16 protein-coding genes are annotated in these 15,029 nt (G+C 65.2%); 8 read left to right on the forward strand and 8 right to left on the reverse strand.

The window, feature by feature from the left end; genetic code table 11:
• Window positions 1-198: 198 nt before the first annotated feature.
• The gene (locus tag FEJ81_RS05770) at window positions 199-690 is read left to right on the forward strand and encodes an Lrp/AsnC family transcriptional regulator (protein ID WP_138244383.1); all 492 of its coding nucleotides are present in this window, start codon (window positions 199-201) and stop codon (window positions 688-690) included.
• Between the two features lie 78 nt (window positions 691-768).
• Here FEJ81_RS05770 and FEJ81_RS05775 read toward each other — a convergent pair whose 3' ends face one another.
• Entirely contained in the window at window positions 769-2,166 is a 1,398-nt protein-coding gene (locus tag FEJ81_RS05775; RefSeq protein ID WP_138244384.1) for an APC family permease, read from the reverse strand.
• Window positions 2,167-2,564: 398 nt separating this feature from the next.
• Here FEJ81_RS05775 and FEJ81_RS05780 point away from each other — a divergent pair, with 398 nt between their 5' ends.
• Together FEJ81_RS05780 and FEJ81_RS05785 are read left to right on the forward strand one after the other, a co-directional pair.
• Complete coding sequence (locus FEJ81_RS05780; RefSeq protein ID WP_138244385.1) at window positions 2,565-3,527, forward strand: PGF-CTERM sorting domain-containing protein; 963 nt, start codon at window positions 2,565-2,567, stop codon at window positions 3,525-3,527.
• Window positions 3,528-3,975: 448 nt separating this feature from the next.
• Window positions 3,976-4,203, forward strand: a complete 228-nt coding sequence (locus FEJ81_RS05785; RefSeq protein ID WP_138244386.1) for a hypothetical protein — start codon at window positions 3,976-3,978, stop codon at window positions 4,201-4,203.
• 19 nt (window positions 4,204-4,222) lie between these two features.
• Here FEJ81_RS05785 and FEJ81_RS24135 read toward each other — a convergent pair whose 3' ends face one another.
• On the reverse strand, window positions 4,223-4,354 hold the full coding sequence (locus tag FEJ81_RS24135; protein ID WP_267877932.1) for a hypothetical protein: 132 nt from the start codon (window positions 4,352-4,354) through the stop codon (window positions 4,223-4,225).
• Window positions 4,355-4,621: 267 nt separating this feature from the next.
• On the opposite strand from FEJ81_RS24135, the gene FEJ81_RS05790 reads away from it, so the two are divergent.
• On the forward strand, window positions 4,622-5,062 hold the full coding sequence (locus tag FEJ81_RS05790) for a hypothetical protein (protein ID WP_138244387.1): 441 nt from the start codon (window positions 4,622-4,624) through the stop codon (window positions 5,060-5,062).
• A 91-nt stretch (window positions 5,063-5,153) separates the two neighbouring features.
• Window positions 5,154-5,558 (forward strand): hypothetical protein, encoded by a 405-nt coding sequence (locus FEJ81_RS05795; RefSeq protein ID WP_138244388.1) that lies wholly within the window; start codon window positions 5,154-5,156, stop codon window positions 5,556-5,558.
• A 35-nt stretch (window positions 5,559-5,593) separates the two neighbouring features.
• Here the strand turns inward: FEJ81_RS05795 and FEJ81_RS05800 are convergent, their stop codons facing one another.
• The 3 genes from FEJ81_RS05800 to FEJ81_RS05810 all read right to left on the reverse strand — a co-directional run bounded on the left by FEJ81_RS05800 (window position 5,594) and on the right by FEJ81_RS05810 (window position 10,124).
• Complete coding sequence (locus tag FEJ81_RS05800; RefSeq protein WP_138244389.1) at window positions 5,594-8,131, reverse strand: DEAD/DEAH box helicase; 2,538 nt, start codon at window positions 8,129-8,131, stop codon at window positions 5,594-5,596.
• Window positions 8,132-8,133: 2 nt separating this feature from the next.
• On the reverse strand, window positions 8,134-9,630 hold the full coding sequence (locus FEJ81_RS05805) for a ribonuclease H-like domain-containing protein (protein WP_138244390.1): 1,497 nt from the start codon (window positions 9,628-9,630) through the stop codon (window positions 8,134-8,136).
• 143 nt (window positions 9,631-9,773) lie between these two features.
• Window positions 9,774-10,124, reverse strand: coding sequence for a thioredoxin family protein (locus FEJ81_RS05810; protein ID WP_138244391.1), 351 nt, complete (start codon window positions 10,122-10,124; stop codon window positions 9,774-9,776).
• A gap of 208 nt (window positions 10,125-10,332) precedes the next feature.
• Between FEJ81_RS05810 and FEJ81_RS05815 the strand changes: the two genes are divergently transcribed.
• Together FEJ81_RS05815 and glnA are read left to right on the forward strand one after the other, a co-directional pair.
• On the forward strand, window positions 10,333-10,680 hold the full coding sequence (locus FEJ81_RS05815) for a hypothetical protein (protein WP_138244392.1): 348 nt from the start codon (window positions 10,333-10,335) through the stop codon (window positions 10,678-10,680).
• Between the two features lie 240 nt (window positions 10,681-10,920).
• Entirely contained in the window at window positions 10,921-12,273 is a 1,353-nt protein-coding gene (gene glnA, locus FEJ81_RS05820; RefSeq protein ID WP_138244393.1) for a type I glutamate--ammonia ligase, read from the forward strand.
• Window positions 12,274-12,425: 152 nt separating this feature from the next.
• Here the strand turns inward: glnA and FEJ81_RS05825 are convergent, their stop codons facing one another.
• Complete coding sequence (locus FEJ81_RS05825) at window positions 12,426-12,659, reverse strand: MarR family transcriptional regulator (protein WP_138244394.1); 234 nt, start codon at window positions 12,657-12,659, stop codon at window positions 12,426-12,428.
• A 188-nt stretch (window positions 12,660-12,847) separates the two neighbouring features.
• Between FEJ81_RS05825 and FEJ81_RS05830 the strand changes: the two genes are divergently transcribed.
• The gene (locus FEJ81_RS05830; RefSeq protein WP_138244395.1) at window positions 12,848-13,162 is read left to right on the forward strand and encodes a hypothetical protein; all 315 of its coding nucleotides are present in this window, start codon (window positions 12,848-12,850) and stop codon (window positions 13,160-13,162) included.
• Between the two features lie 94 nt (window positions 13,163-13,256).
• Here the strand turns inward: FEJ81_RS05830 and FEJ81_RS23705 are convergent, their stop codons facing one another.
• Together FEJ81_RS23705 and FEJ81_RS05840 are read right to left on the reverse strand one after the other, a co-directional pair.
• A complete protein-coding gene (locus FEJ81_RS23705) occupies window positions 13,257-13,514 on the reverse strand; it encodes a hypothetical protein (protein WP_229504762.1) in 258 nt (85 codons plus the stop codon).
• Between the two features lie 667 nt (window positions 13,515-14,181).
• A complete protein-coding gene (locus FEJ81_RS05840) occupies window positions 14,182-15,021 on the reverse strand; it encodes a metallophosphoesterase (protein ID WP_138244397.1) in 840 nt (279 codons plus the stop codon).
• Window positions 15,022-15,029: the final 8 nt, after the last annotated feature.

Here is a 15,029-nt window from a genome sequence, read left to right on the forward strand (position 1 = left end):
AAAGAGTCGAACTACATCCTAATAAAATATGTCTTTAGGAATTCTGTCCCATCTCTAAAACGCCGGCCCCGGATTCACTGATCGCTCGAGCGGCGCGACCGCTCGAGTCGCGGCGAACCCCCGAACTGCATCCAACGTTTCCCCGATCTCGCGACTCACGTTCGAATGTTGTTTATCCGTGTACTCCGTTTCGCGAGTATGGACGAGCGAAACGTTCGCATTCTTCAGGCTATCGCGGAACTCGGAACGGGGAGTCCGGACGAGATTTCGGAGTACACCGACATCCCGAAGTCGACCGTTCACTATCGACTCACGAAACTCAAAGAGAGCGGCGTCGTGACAGACGATCTGTTCGACATCGACCTCGAGGAGTTCGGACTCGAGATCACGGTGATCACGGAGGTCATCGCGGAGTACGAAGAGCAGTACCACGAGGAGGTCGGCGAGAAACTCGCCGCCATCGAGGGGGTCAATCAGGTGTACTTCACGATGGGCGACACCGATTTCGTCGTCATCGCCCACCTCTCGGGCCGCGAGATGGTCCACCGGCTCATCAGCGACTACGAGGCGATCGACGAGGTCGTCCGAACGAGTTCGCAGTTCGTCGTCGAAACGGTCAAAGACGAGTCCTACCCGCTGAACGACTTCGAACTGGACACGTTAGTCGAAACCGTCGCCGACGACGAGTGAGGATACCGCCGTTTTCGCCGGGAAAGACGACCCGAAGTCGAGCGGCGATTCTCGTTCCCGCTGTCAACCCGCGAGTGACTACTCGAGTTCGTCGAGTTCGAGATCCGCCAGCTCGAGGTCGGAATCGGTCGAGGAGGCGCCGTACAGGACCACGCCGAGCAGCGCCCAGAGGAGGACGATCGCCCACTCGTAGGGCCACACGAGCGCCGACGGGCCGCCGGGCAGGTAGAGGCCGATGAATCCGAGCGTCAGGACCAGCCCGGCCACTCCGAACGCGTACCCGAACGGGAGCTTCAGCGGCCGGTTCAGTTCGGGCTCGCGACGGCGCAACACCAGGAAGGAGACGGCCACGATGAACCACGCGACGACGAGACCGAGGCCGCTCGCGTTGACGATCCAGACCAGCATCTGTTCGCCGAACAGTGGGGCGAAGATCGAGAGACCGCCGATGAGGGCGATGGCCGTCGAGGGCGTATTGTACTCGGGGTGGAGCGTGTTGATCCGCCGCGGGATCATGCCGGAGTCGGCGAGCGCGAAGACGGCACGGCTGGCTCCGAGCAGGAAGGAGTTCCAACTCGTCAGGATGCCCGCGATACCGGCGAGTGCCATGATACGGCCGATCAGCTGACTGCTGAAGATCGCTTCCATGGCCGCGGCGGCCGGCAGCGGACTGTCGACGAGCGTGGAGCCGGGCATCGCCTGTCCGGACGCCCAGATGACCGCGATGTAAAACAGCGCGGCGAGCGTGACCGACGCCGGGATGAGTAGTCCGATGAGCCGGGGCGCGACATCTGCTTCCTCCGCGGATTGGGGGATAACGTCGAAGCCGACGAACATGAACGGCGTCATGATCGCGACCGTCGCCACGCCCGCCGTTCCGACGTCCGACAGCGGCGGGTTCGGCTGCGACTGGCCGTTGAAGAGCGCGCCGATGACGAGCATGATCCCGGCCAGACCGATGACGAGTGCCAGTATCGTTTGGAACTGTGCTGCGGGTTTCACGCCGCGGTAGTTGAGCGCCGTCATCACGACCGCGCCGATCCCGCCGACGAGAATCCACGAGGCGTAGACCGGCTCGCCGGCCACCGTCCAGAGTTCGAGGACGTTGAAGCCGGGTACGATGTACGCCATCGCGGACGGTAGCGCCACGACCTCGAAGACGACGACGCCGACGTAGCCGAGGACGAGCGACCACGTACAGACGAACGACCAGAGCGGCCCGAGCGCCCGGAAGCTGTACACGTGCTCGCCGCCGACGAACGGCAGCGCGGAGGCGAGCTCGCCGTAGATCAGGCCGACGATACAGACCATGATCGCGCCCGCGACGAAGCCGAGCACCGATCCGGCGACCCCCGCTTCGTCGATCCAGAAGCCGGTCTGGATAATCCATCCCCACCCGATCATCGCGCCGAACGCGAGCACGAAGAGGTCTTTCTTCGTCAGTATCCGCTCGAAGTTGTTGCTATCTTCTACCATACCACTCCCTGTCCAATACCGGGTGTTAAGTTTAACTAAATACAATCCATTGGGATCACGTTCCTGTTAGCTGTCTTTGGCCGGACATTGTCCAATATACGGAATTACTGACCGATCGAAACGACGGTACGCGAAGTGTTGCCGTCGATGAACCCGGAGTTACCCCAGTGGGCACCTCGAAGAGCCGCTGTTATGACTCGGTTTCGGACCCTGCCGGTCATCGAAACGACTGTCTACTCGGCGTAGCAGTTGTCTACTCCTCGAGTACGCTGCTCATATATAGGGCGGGGAATCCGGTACCTCAATTCGATGACTAGTACTGTCAGACGACAGTCGTCGTCGCGGAACAGTCAGACGAACGATTCTACGGCAGCCACGGCCGGGTACGGAGCGTAACCATGATCGGATTAGGAACGCTTCGAGACCTGGTTCCGGGCAGCCGGCAGACGCTTCTCGCGCTCGGGTTCGGACTGGCCGTCATCGCGAGTCTCGTCGCGACGGGTGCTATGGGCGCGTCTGCGGCCGTCGGTCCCGATTCGAACGAGTCCGTCTCGGAGGAGGCGTACGTCGAGGCCGCGCCGGAGCCGGGCGATCCCTACTTCGAGGCGGCGGCCGACGACGGTAGTTGGATCAGCTACGAGAACCCGCGCGACGAGTATCGGAACCCGTATCTCGGCGACGGCTCCGGGAAAATCTGTGTTACACTGGTTAACGAAAACGGCGACCCCGTCGTCGGTGAGTCGGTCCCCAACACGTCCGTGACGATTCCCACGAACGATGTCACGAGCTGGCACTCCAAGGCCGATCCGATGACCGTCCAGTTCCCCATGACCGAGCACTACGACCGTCCGCTCGACGCCGACCAGTTCGGAACGAGCCCGGACATCGCACAGGGCGACGGCTACTTGGATTCCCACTGTATCGAGTTGCACGGCAATCCCGAGGACGCGACGATCGAGTACGGCGAAGCGCAGATCAGCGGCGAGAACGCCGATCGAATCGACGTCGCCGGATACATTCAACAGATCCCCGAAGGCGACGGCTGGGATACCGACATCGACCCGCTAACCGCTGCGGAGTCCTACGAGGAAGCCGGCGGCGGCTGGACCTACGAACCCGGGGCCACGCACGGACAGGTCGACGTCATCCTGCAACTCGACGCACCGGCCGACGAACGGTTCGACCCCGACGGCTCGAGCGGCTCGGAGTCCGAAACGAACGAGACGAGCGACTCGACGAACGAGAACGACCAACAACCCGACGAGAGTGAGTCCGGCGAGAACGACGAAATGCCCGGGTTCGGCGTCCTTGCAGCCCTCGTCGCACTCTCGGTTGCCGTCCTCGCTCGATACCGCGGCTAATCCCGGCCCTCGAGCCGACGCTCACCCGACGCTCTTCGACCCGGGATATTCACGGCACAGCCGCTCGAGCGGCGTCATGGACAGCTAACTCACATCGGTGAACCGAGACGAAAGACAGGGAACGGCTACGAGTTGTAGCCGGGAACCATGGAGCTCCTCGCACGTCGTGACGGGGCAAAGATCAGGTGGGGTATCCCACCGACAGACTGTCGTACCCCCGTCTATCAGATGATTCGAGCGGAACACAATAATACTGCTGGCCAATCGGTTCAAAACGCGACGAAAACGGACGACAGACGCCGGTGAATCGACCGATGTGTGCTATCAAACCACAGCAACGTCAGTCGTTCGAAGCGGAACGTCTCGATGTCCGGACTCTCGTGGACGCTGACTCGGAGCGCCGTTCGAACCAATTAGGTTTTGACGGTCGACGCGAGATACCCGACAAATGACGAACACGACCGACGCTGACGAGGACGCGCCGCGCGTTCCCGTCGTCTGTCCGGCCTGCGAGACGACCTCCCGCGTTCCGCTCTCCGACCTCGCAGACGCCATCGAACGACACAACGACCAGCTCCACGACGGCGACGACATCGCCGAAGTCGATCCCGACATCGCCGATCGTATCGCGGATCTCGCCGCCACCGATCTCGGTCTCCTCGAGGACGACGGCTGACTGGCCGCTCACCGACACATTACCGGCCGAGATACTCGCGAAGTTTGCCGATGAGCGAGCGGGAGGACTGTTCAGTGCGATCTCGCTTGGTGACGATTCCGTCTTCGTCGGGCGCGTCGTCGAGTCGAACGTCGGGCCGTTTCGAATCCATACCGGTCGGCTACGGCGATCGCTGGGACAAGTCTTGACCTTGCAATCGTCGCCCACCGACGGCCGGACGCCGATCGACCCGATCAGCTGTTCTCCGTCAAGCCGATGCCGTGAACGGGTCTCGGCCACGGGATTTCCGCCGATTCTCTCGAGTCGACGCCGTTTCGAAAATTCCGCCGATCTTCGACTCGAGAGCTTATATTTCGTCGCCTCCGACCGTTAGTTCAGTGAGAAGGCTTATGCTGGCATACTCGACTGTGTCCAGTATATGACGCGGAAGAACGCGACAGTCGACCACGACAGGAGCGGATTCGCGGCCGATGCAGACGACCAGACGCCGTCGCCGAGCACCGTCGAACCGACCGCGACGGCGACGATCGCGGCAACGAGAACGGCGGCCATGGACGCCGGCGAGACCGAGGACTCCCTCCCGAACACGCTGACGATCATCGGACAGGGAACGCCCTCGAGTTTCGAGATTACCGTCGACGGCGAGATCGATCTGACCGACGACCCGCGGGACGCCGACGCGACCGTCGTGTCGGGGACCACGGTCGAGGGGACGATCGAGTCCGGAACGGTAACGTTCCAGTTCACCGGCGATCTGACCGACGTGACGTTCGTCGACCGCGGAATTACGGGACAGGAACCGGCGACCACCCCGAACGTCCACGTCGATTACGACGCGCCCGACCAGCGGCAGTCGTAACCGACCGTTCTCACGGGACAGTACGCTCGTCGCTCGAGCCCGGCGGCCGGCAGTATAAACATACTCACGGGCGCGGACCGAACGACCCCGTATGGACGAACGCACTCCCGACGCCGACGCGGAGAGCGACACCGGTGTCGAGGCACATCCCGAGATACGGGTCGACGCGGACGACCATCTCGAGGGCGGAATCACCGTCGAGACGAAAGCCGGCGTCCCGATCTATGCCGACGCCGGCTCGGAAATCGACGCCAGATGGATGGAGGCCGTCGACGGCCGAATCCTCGAGTTCATGCAGGACGAAGACGCCTTCGAGCCGACCCAGATGGACGAGGAAGGGATCTGTCCGGCGAAGTACGCGGCCTATCGGTGTCGTGAACTGGCCAAGTACGGTCTCCTGAAGCGCCACATGCCCGGCTTGTACGAGGTCTCCGACGCGGGCGACCGCTATCTCGCGGGCGTGCTCGATCCGCGCGAACTCGAGCCCGACAGCTGAGCCCGGAAAGGCGCGACCGAGAGTTAGGGTTCGCATTACGAGATCGACGCGGGCGGCCGGCGCTCGCTGTCTGTTCCGTCGTTCGTCTCGAGATCGGCACGCCGATCATCGACGTCGAAATCGCCCAGCAGCGCGTCGATCACGTCCGTCGCCGCGGGCGAGTACAGCGGTCGGTTGTCGTTGCCACAGCGGTCGTCCATCAGACAGGCGGGACACCCCTCGTCGCGCCCGCACTCACAGTCGACCATCAGATCGCGGGCCCGCCGGGCGACGGCCTCGTACTCCTCGTAGATGCGCCGGGAAAAGCCCAGTCCGCCCTCGATACCGTCGTAGATGAACCAGCCGCTCGTTCCGGGGGTGTCGGGCAGCCGGTTGGTCGCGAGTCCGCCGAGGTCGGCCGCGTCCACGGTCAACTCGAGCGGGGCGACGGCGATCATCGCGTGCTCGATGGCGTGGATGCCGCCGAGGTAGCCGTGGAGCCGCGGCGGGAGTTTCTCACACTCGTCGTTGTGGTAGTCGCTGTGAGCGGCCGTCACCGCCCGTTCCACGTCGTCGGGCACCTCGGCCCAGCACAGTTGCGTGCGCATCTCCAGGGGCGGGACGCCCGTCTCGAGTCCGACGGCGCGAACGTCGCCCGAGCCGATCTCCCGTTTCATGAAGGTGCCGTGGTGGACCGTGACGGTGCCGTAGCCCCAGTTGAGCCGGAACGGGCCGACGTCGCGGGACTCGCGGACCTCGGTGTCGTAGATCGTCGTCTGGCGCTGGGACTGGGTGTAGTAGTCGACATCGACGGCCTCGAGTTCGACGTAGGGCTGGGGCCGATCCTCCCGGAGTTCGACCACCTCGTACTGGTCGCCCCGATACAGCACCGTCGCGCCCTCGTGGTAGTCCCGATACGCGCGTGCGCGGCCGATCGGCTGGTGGTCGAACGAGTCCTCGCCGGCCAGTCGGACCTCGAAGTCGTCCCCGCCGGAGGCGTAGAGGCTGATCTCGTCCTGCGGTCGGTCGCGGTGGGCGTAGGTGACGCCACCCGCGAGCGAGCCCTCGAAGTCGCCGATTCGTCGGCCGTACTCGACGGCTCGCTCGAGGCGGTCGAGCCCGCCGAACCGGTCGGCGTCCTCGCGGCGCAGCGGTAGCTCTTGGGCAGCACACTGCAGGTGCTGGAGGTAGACCGGATTGTTCTCGAGATCGACGACCGCGCTCTCGGGTTCCTCCTCGAGGAGGTACTCGGGGTGGCGGAGGATGTACTGGTCGAGCGTCGCGTGACTGGGGACGAACACCGAGAGCGCCTCGCGCTCGCCGCGTCCCGAGCGGCCGATCCGCTGCCAGAACGACTGGCGCGAGCCGGGATAACCCAGCAGAACGGTGCCGTCGATGCCGCCGACGTCGATGCCCACCTCGAGCGCGCTGGTCGTCGCGACGCCGTCGAGGTCGCCGCTCTTGAGCCGGTTCTCGGTCCCTCTGCGCGATTGCTTGCCGTGGCCCGCGTTGTAGGCGGCGAGTTCGGTCCCGCCGCGGGAGGGGAGACTCGGGGTCTCGAGGTACTCCCGTGCGCGCCCGACGGCGAGTTCGGTCTGTTTGCGGGAGTCACAGAACAGCAGCGAGGGGACGCCGCGATCGCAGCAGTGCGCCCAGACCTCGGGTGCCTCGACGGTCGCGGGGCGCTTGCTCGGCGTCCACGCGCTGTCGCCGCCTCCGTCACCGTCGCCGGTATCGGCACCGCCTCCGTCGCCGTCCGCTGGCGGGTCCCAGAACACGAGATGGCGGCGGCCGCTCGGCGAGCCGTCCTCGTCGATCACCGTCGCCGGCTCGCCGGTCAGCGCCTCCGCGTGTCCGGCCGGGTTGCCGATCGTCGCCGTCGTCAGCACGTACTGCGGGTCGCCGCCGTACCAGTCGATCAGTCGGCGGGTCCGCCGGAGGATCCACGCCGCGTGCATCCCGCTGATCCCCGTCCACGCGTGGGCCTCGTCGATCACGAGCAACTCGCAGTTCGCGTGGAAGTCGGCCCAGCGGTGGTGGCCCTCGAGGTACTGGTTCACCCCCGCGAAGTTCGTGATGACGACGTTTGCGTCCTCGCGGATGCGCGCTTTCTCCTGTCGTTTCGTGTCGCCGTCGTAGACGCCGACGGTGACCTCGAGTCCGAGCGCGTCGAAGAGGTCGTTGAGTTCCCGCTCCTGATCGCGGCTGAGCGCCTTCGTCGGGTAAACGAGCAACGCGCGCACGTCGGAGTTTTCTCGAAACCGTCGCGCGATGTCCAGTCCGTAGACGTAGGTCTTCCCGGAGGACGTCGAGGTCGCGACGCAGACGTTCTCGCCCGCGGACAGCGACTCGAGCGCCGCGGCCTGATGGCTCCACGGGTCGACCGCGAGTGTCGCCGCGAGTTCGGGCGGTAACACCTCGCGGGCCGGGACGTGGCTGGCGGACTCGGCCGGCAGCGTGAACCGCTCGCGGTCCTGGCCGCTGTAGCGACTCGAGGGATACGTCTCGACCAGTTCCGCGGCGGTCAGCGCGAGGCCGTCCGTCGGGATGCTGTCTCCGTCCGTCGTCAGGGTCTCGGTGTCGTCAGTTGGCATACTCAAAAGTCTGCGAGTCCGGTCTGGGTCGTCGAATCGTCCGTCGCTCGATCTCCGTTTGCGCCGCGCTCGGTCGCGGGCGGAGCCGCGGCGATCGCATCGTAGACCGCGGCCAGTTCGCGAACGTCTGCCTCGCAGTACCGACGCGCCGCGTCCCAGTCGATACCGAAATCGGTCGCGGCATCCGAGCCGCCGTTCGCGCCGGAATCGGGACCGCTCGAGCCCTCGAGCAATCGCCGAATCCGCTCGGCGAGGGTCTTCCCGTCGAGGGCCGCCGCGGCACCCGAGCGGTCGCAGCCGAGCGCGTGCGCGACATCCTCGAGTCGGTCGGTCCGGCCCGGCAGGACGGCATTGTCCCGTCGCACCGCCCAGTCGTAGGGATCGTAGGTGGACACGTGTTCGCGCCAATACTCGTGATACGCGGGCGCGTCACGGGCGATGAACCGCTCGAGGTGCTCGTAGTCGAACGAGTGGCCGTTCCACGCGACCAGCGACGGGGCGTCGTACTCGGCGGCCAGCCACGAGACGAACTCGCGGGTCGCCGCGCCCGGGTCGTCGCGGGTCGGCTCGGTGTCGACGAAGTCGAGGTAGGCGTCGCGTTCGGGATCGTAGACACCGATTACCCAGATGATCGTCGGCTGGAGCCCGTCGGTTTCGATGTCGACGAACAGCGGCGTCGCCGCGTCGGCCGCCGGCGGGACCGGGTCGGCGGTTCGTCGGACGACGCGGGACTCGGCGAGCGCCCGCGCGCCGTCGACGATCTCGCGAGCCGTCGACGTGCCGATGCCGTCGATCGCACACAGCGCCGTCTCCGTCGCCTCGGCGACGGCCGCGCGCGTGTCGTACCCGTTTTCCCGAAGTCGCTCCGCCGTCGTCGGGCCGACGCCGGCGAGCGCCCGCAGCCCGAACCGGTCCGCCGGGACCGACGAGACCGCGACCGACCCCGATCGATCGCAGGTGAGACCCGCGAGTTCCGCGGCACCGGACCGGCGGAGCGGGGCGACCCCCCGAACCGGCAGTCGGACCGACTCGCCGTCGACGGTCGCCGCCCAGACGTGGTCGTAACTCGCCTCGAGCGCGCCGGTGAGAAACGTCGGGTCCCCGCCCGCTCGGGCCCGGTAGCGGGCGGCGGCCTCGCGGCCGGCGAGAGTCGCCGCCAGCGAGACGGCGTCGGTCGTCGGCTCGAGGTCGTCACAGACGACGTAGTCAGCGGATGGGTGGCTTTCGGCCGCGTCCTCGAGCAGCGCGGCCGATCCCGAGAAGAGAAACGAAACGTCACCGACGGTCTCCGTCCGGACCTCCGCGGGACCGGCGGCGGAGACGACCGGCCCGTCGAACGCGCGCCGGAGGCGGCTCACGACGCGGACGTCCGAGGCGTCGCGAACGACGTAGACGAGGGCCGGATCGAAGTAGCCGAGCACGTCGCGCAGCGCCGACCCGTCCAGTTCGGCGACGGCGTCACAGCGCAGCGCCAACAGCTCGGCACCCTCGGCAGACATAGAGATGGCCTAGCAGCGGGCGGCCATAAGGTTCGTGGACTCGCGCGGTCCGCGAGCCCCGCTCATACGGTCTCCTGTCCGTCATTGCCGGCGCAACCCAGCGCGGTCGGGGTTGCGCCGGTCAATCAGTACCGCGACCCGTATCAGTCGGCGTCGACGGCGTTCGGAACGTGGGTCTCGAGGAAGTCGGTAACGGCGTCGCCGCCCTGAAAGCCCTCCGCCAGTCGCGCGGTTTCGTCACCGTCCTCGAACAGGATCAGCGTCGGCACCGACCGGATGTCGAACCGGTCGACGAGCTCGATATCGTCGCCGGGGTTGACCATCCCGATGGCGACGTCGGTCGCGCGGGCGACGTTCCCCAGTACCGGCTCCATCGCCTGACACAGCGCACAGCCGCTGGTGTAGAACTCGACGAGCGCCACGTCGTGGCTCTCCACGAAGGTCTCGAGGTCGTCGCCGGTCTCGAACCGGCTCGGTTTGCTGGTCGCGGCCATACTCGAACGGAGGGTCTCGCCGCGGAAATCGGTGACGGATGTCGCGGTGTTCGGCCGACGGAGAGGGCCTATTCGACGGACGGCGCCACGTCGACACGACACCCCTCGGATCGATTGACGGTGTCGTAGCGGAGATTCACCGGTAAACTGTATTGTGTGAAGGGGTTACGGAGTGTGACTTTATACGTGGCCGCTGTAGCCTCGCTCGATGACCCAGCCAGCATCCACCCGCGACGACGGTGCGCCGACACGGCGAAAAGCGACGCTGTTCTGCTGGGAGTGTGATCACGCGAGTCCGATCGACGGCGACTGGCAGGTGCAGTCACGGCCACGACACGTCGCATACGTCTGCCCGTCCTGTGAGACCACGCTCGCGAAACGACCGCGGCGTACCGACCCGTCGCCCGCTCGAGCGCCGACCCCGCTGACGGTGTGGCGGCGCGCGCTCCGCACCTCGGCGACCGTCTGGCGGGCGAGCATCGATATCGGCATCTCGAGTCTGACCGCAGCGGCGGCGGTCGGTGCCGTCAGCGGCCGCGCCTTCGAGATGAGCTAACCGGCCCGCCGGGCGGTAACGGCGGCGGGAACGCGCGATTCGATCGGACCGGTGAACCGCGTTCTCGAGCCGACTCTCCACGACTATTCAATTCCGACGATATTTTTCAGCCAATGTCATCCTCACTCCGAATATTCCATATTATAAACTACGAACGACCATTTTTATCTCCATTTGCGGATATTCGCCAACAACAATAGAACTTTAATAGTAGAATCCATTGGCTTAGGCGAGCAGAAGATGACGAACGGAAACTTAACCGCCGCGGAAGAGGACGTACTGGACGAGATCGAGGAGGAGAACATCGACTTCCTCCGACTGCAGTTTACCGACATTCTCGGGACGGTCAAGAACGTCTCCGTGCCGGCCCGACAGGCCGAGAAGGCGTTCACCGAGGGAATCTACTTCGACGGCTCCTCGATCGAAGGCTTCGTTCGCATTCAGGAGTCGGACATGCGGCTCAAGCCCGACCCGGACACGTTCGCGATTCTCCCGTGGCAGGACCGCGAGGACGGCGCATCGGCCCGAATGATCTGTGACGTCATCGACACCTCCACGGGCGAGCCCTTCGAGGGCGACCCGCGCCGCGTGCTCAAGAACGCACTCGAGCGCGCCGACGACCTCGGCTACACGGTCAACGCCGCGCCCGAGCCGGAGTTCTTCCTCTTCGAGGAGGACGAGGACGGCCGCGCGACGACGGAGACGGGCGACCATGGCGGCTACTTCGACCTCGCGCCGAAAGACCTCGCGAGCGACGTCCGCCGCGACATCATCTACGGCCTCGAGGACATGGGCTTCGAGATCGAAGCGAGCCACCACGAGGTCGCCAAGGGCCAACACGAGATCAACTTCGAGTACGACGACGCCCTGACGACGGCGGACAACGTCGCCACCTTCCGGACTGTCGTCCGCGCCATCGCCGCCCAACACGACCAGCACGCGACGTTCATGCCCAAGCCGATCCCACGCATCAACGGCTCGGGGATGCACACGCACCTCTCGCTGTTCGAAGACGGCGAGAACGCGTTCCACGACGACGACGACGAGTTCGACCTCTCGGAGACCGCTCACTCCTTCATCGCCGGGATCCTCGAGCACGCGCCGGCGATCACGGCGATCTCGAACCCTACCGTCAACAGCTACAAGCGACTGGTGCCCGGCTACGAGGCACCCGTCTACGTCGCGTGGTCCGACCGCAACCGCTCGGCACTGATCCGCAAACCGGCCGCCCGCGTCCCGGCCGCCTCGCGCATCGAGGCCCGCTTCCCCGACCCGTCCTGTAACCCCTACCTCGCGCTCGCGGCGCTCATCCACGCGGGTCTCGACGGGGTCGAGCGCGACCTCGACTGTCCGGACCCGGTCCGGGAGAACATCTACGAGTTCGACGAGGAGAAACGCGAAGAGTACGGCATCGACACGCTGCCGACGAACCTCGGCGAGGCCGTCGAGGCCCTCGAGGAGGACGAAGTCATCTACAGCGCGCTCGGCGAGCACGTCGGGCCGAAGTTCGTCGAGGCCAAGAGCCAAGAGTTCGAGGACTACCTCGTCGACGTCTCCGACTGGGAACTCGACCGCTACCTCGAGACCTTCTGAGGCGACTCCCGCTTTCACCGCGTCTAACTCCGCCGCGATCGACACACCGGCGACGATTCTGTGACTGCCGCGGCTCACTGCGGCCGATTCCGTTTTCGTCGACACCGTCGTGAGAACAGCGACCCCTCGTCGGCTCCGCCCGCGTCTCGGGATTAGTTTGCGACGACGTACTCCGAGTCCGCCTGCTCGACGTAGCCGGCACTCGAGAGCGAGTTCAGCACGCTCAGAACGTCGATCTTCTTCATCGCCAGTATCTCCCCCAGTTCGTCGATCGTCGCGCCGTCGGCCGCCTCGAGATAGAGATAGACGAGTTTCGCGCTGGCTGACTCGAGGTCGTCGGGAACCGGATCGATCCGGGTGTCGGGACGCTGCTTTTGTGAACTCATTGTCACCTGTGTCGACCTCGTTCTAGTATATAAAGCCACTCGTAATTGGAGTACTGATGCATACTAGGACTCAATACGGATCGAGTCAACACACCGCAGATCGCGATGAACGAGACGGTCTCGAGACTGGACGGCACTCTCGGACGGAAAGACGATGTTTTACGGTCGTCAGCCCACCACCGAGAGACATGACCGCGGACGAGCGACCGACTGTGCCGACGGAACTGGACCGCACGGGTCGCGAGGCAGTCCGAGAACTCGCGACGCGAGAGCCGGCGACGCTCCGGGCAGTGAGTTCCTATCTCGAGGAGGTGGCGGCGTGGAAAGCACGGGACGGCGAAGCGGAGAAAGGGGACGAGTCAACAGTGGCCGATCCGGAGACGTACCCCGACGGCATCCCGGAACGAGCGACGGTCTCGGTGACTGAGATCGCCGGCGTCGAGTACTACTACTACCAGTGGCGAGACGGTGACGAAATCAGGTCCGAAACGAGAGAGCGGTGATCCTCGTGCAACCGCGGTCGGTTCTGCCGAGCGAGGGGGTGCGATTCAGCGTCTCCACACCGGGAGCCGGTCACGCGACCGGGCCAGTCGGCGGTTACTCGGACTCGAGCACTCGTTCAATCGCGTCCGCCACCCGCCGGGGCTGTGTCATCGGTTTCGTGGCACACCGAATTGGAAGCGGCCACGGCAGTCCGCGACGGATCTCGAGACGGCCGTCCGTGAGATCGACTGACTGCAACTGAGTACGGGGGACAAACTGGTAATTGAACGTCTTCGCTCGGCGAACGCACAGCCCGCTCTCGAAGAGCGTGTACGTTCGCTGTCTGCCGCCGCCGATCGCCTGTCCGATCATCGCACCACCGAACGCAGGAAGCGGATTGAGGACCAGCGGAATCGAGACTGTGAGAAGAAGGCCGCCGACGAGGCAGACGCAACCGAGAGCGAACCCGAGTCCGCGAATCAGTCGCCGGTATCTGGTATCTGGATGCGATGTCCACTCGGCCAGGACCGATTCCCGTTCACGAAGGGACGCCGCGTGTCGGTTCACGGTGACGAAATAGAAGACCGCTCCCGCGAGGGCGAAGACGAGGTATTCACCAAGCCAGGCCCTCAGCCACGTCTCGTAGCCACGGGTGGCGGTCAGTTGGAAAAGCAAAACCGCAAGAACCGGGACGAATACGGCTATGATCGGGAAAAGGTACAGCCGCGTTCGGACGAGGGAAGTCGCAGGAGCCGTCGACAGATAGGTACGGAGTGCCACGAGAAGACCGGTACACCCACCAGCAACCACGGACCACGCTGTGACGTATCCCGATCCGAGGACGAGGCCCGTTCCACCCAGCGTGAGAAGGCCGACGTAACTCCCAGCAACGACCGAGAAGAACGCCGCAGAGGGTTGGCGGAACGACATATCCTCCAATTATGTAGTCTGTCTTAAATTACCTTGGGAGTAGATTCGATAGCGTGGAAAGATAGTGATTTGTCGATCCTGCTTGTTTCGGTCGGTCCCACTCGTTTCCTTACACCGATTCGTACGGCCCGAGTCGCGTCCCGTCTACCAGGTAGGCCTCGCCCCCGGCCAGCCCTGCGGGGAGAAACGGCGAGAGAAACGACTGCCCGGTCACGTTGATCCACGTCCCGCCGACGAGGTCGTTGAACGCCGGTATCACGACCGCTCGAGGCGGTGGTTCGTCCGCGTCCTCGAGCCACGAGACCCCCTCGTACTCGGGGCGGTCGCGAAACGGCTCGAGATCGAGGCGGCCGCGCAGCCACGCGCGCTCGACGCGACTACCGCCGACCTCGTCCTCGAGTCGCACACAGGGGTGTTCGTGGCCCAGACAGAGTACGTCGCTCTCGAGGGCGGCCCGCGACGGCCACGTGTGGCCGTGACAGACGCCGATATCGCCGAGGGCAACGCCGTCGCCGGGGACGACATCGACCGTCGCCTCGATATCGTCGCCGTCAGCCAGCCACGTTTCGATCCGGCCGTCGTGGTTGCCCTTGACGACCGTCACCGCGAGATCGGCTCCGAAGGATTCGAACAGCACCTCGAGTTCGCCGCGTTCGGCCCCGCCGGGGTCCCCGATCGAGTGCATCAGATCGCCGCAGACGACCAGCCGATCGGGGTCGGTGCGCTCGAGCAGAGACAGCAGTCGCTCCCGGCGGTCGGGTGCCTGACTCGGAACGTCGACGCCGCGCTCGTATCGCAGCCCCGCCTCGTAGCCGGCGTGGTAGTCGGCGACGAACAGTGCTCGATCGCCGCCGACCGCGGCGGTCGCGGCCGGTTCGCCGGGAAGCGGTTCGATTCGAGTCGGCGGCGACCCGGCTTCAGTCGTGCTGGGACGGGAATCGTCTCGCATCGTCGCCC

The sequence above is a fragment of the Natrinema versiforme genome, from assembly GCF_005576615.1.
GTDB classification, from domain to species: Archaea; Halobacteriota; Halobacteria; order Halobacteriales; family Natrialbaceae; genus Natrinema; species Natrinema versiforme_A.

Coding starts and splice junctions, on each gene's coding strand:
- FEJ81_RS05770 (WP_138244383.1), top strand. CDS start 199: ATGGACGAGCGAAACGTTCGCATTCTTCAGGCTATCGCGGAACTCGGA.
- FEJ81_RS05775 (WP_138244384.1), bottom strand. CDS start 2,166: ATGGTAGAAGATAGCAACAACTTCGAGCGGATACTGACGAAGAAAGAC.
- FEJ81_RS05780 (WP_138244385.1), top strand. CDS start 2,565: ATGATCGGATTAGGAACGCTTCGAGACCTGGTTCCGGGCAGCCGGCAG.
- FEJ81_RS05785 (WP_138244386.1), top strand. CDS start 3,976: ATGACGAACACGACCGACGCTGACGAGGACGCGCCGCGCGTTCCCGTC.
- FEJ81_RS24135 (WP_267877932.1), bottom strand. CDS start 4,354: ATGGATTCGAAACGGCCCGACGTTCGACTCGACGACGCGCCCGACGAA.
- FEJ81_RS05790 (WP_138244387.1), top strand. CDS start 4,622: ATGACGCGGAAGAACGCGACAGTCGACCACGACAGGAGCGGATTCGCG.
- FEJ81_RS05795 (WP_138244388.1), top strand. CDS start 5,154: ATGGACGAACGCACTCCCGACGCCGACGCGGAGAGCGACACCGGTGTC.
- FEJ81_RS05800 (WP_138244389.1), bottom strand. CDS start 8,131: ATGCCAACTGACGACACCGAGACCCTGACGACGGACGGAGACAGCATC.
- FEJ81_RS05805 (WP_138244390.1), bottom strand. CDS start 9,630: ATGTCTGCCGAGGGTGCCGAGCTGTTGGCGCTGCGCTGTGACGCCGTC.
- FEJ81_RS05810 (WP_138244391.1), bottom strand. CDS start 10,124: ATGGCCGCGACCAGCAAACCGAGCCGGTTCGAGACCGGCGACGACCTC.
- FEJ81_RS05815 (WP_138244392.1), top strand. CDS start 10,333: ATGACCCAGCCAGCATCCACCCGCGACGACGGTGCGCCGACACGGCGA.
- glnA (WP_138244393.1), top strand. CDS start 10,921: ATGACGAACGGAAACTTAACCGCCGCGGAAGAGGACGTACTGGACGAG.
- FEJ81_RS05825 (WP_138244394.1), bottom strand. CDS start 12,659: ATGAGTTCACAAAAGCAGCGTCCCGACACCCGGATCGATCCGGTTCCC.
- FEJ81_RS05830 (WP_138244395.1), top strand. CDS start 12,848: ATGACCGCGGACGAGCGACCGACTGTGCCGACGGAACTGGACCGCACG.
- FEJ81_RS23705 (WP_229504762.1), bottom strand. CDS start 13,514: ATGATCGGACAGGCGATCGGCGGCGGCAGACAGCGAACGTACACGCTC.
- FEJ81_RS05840 (WP_138244397.1), bottom strand. CDS start 15,021: ATGCGAGACGATTCCCGTCCCAGCACGACTGAAGCCGGGTCGCCGCCG.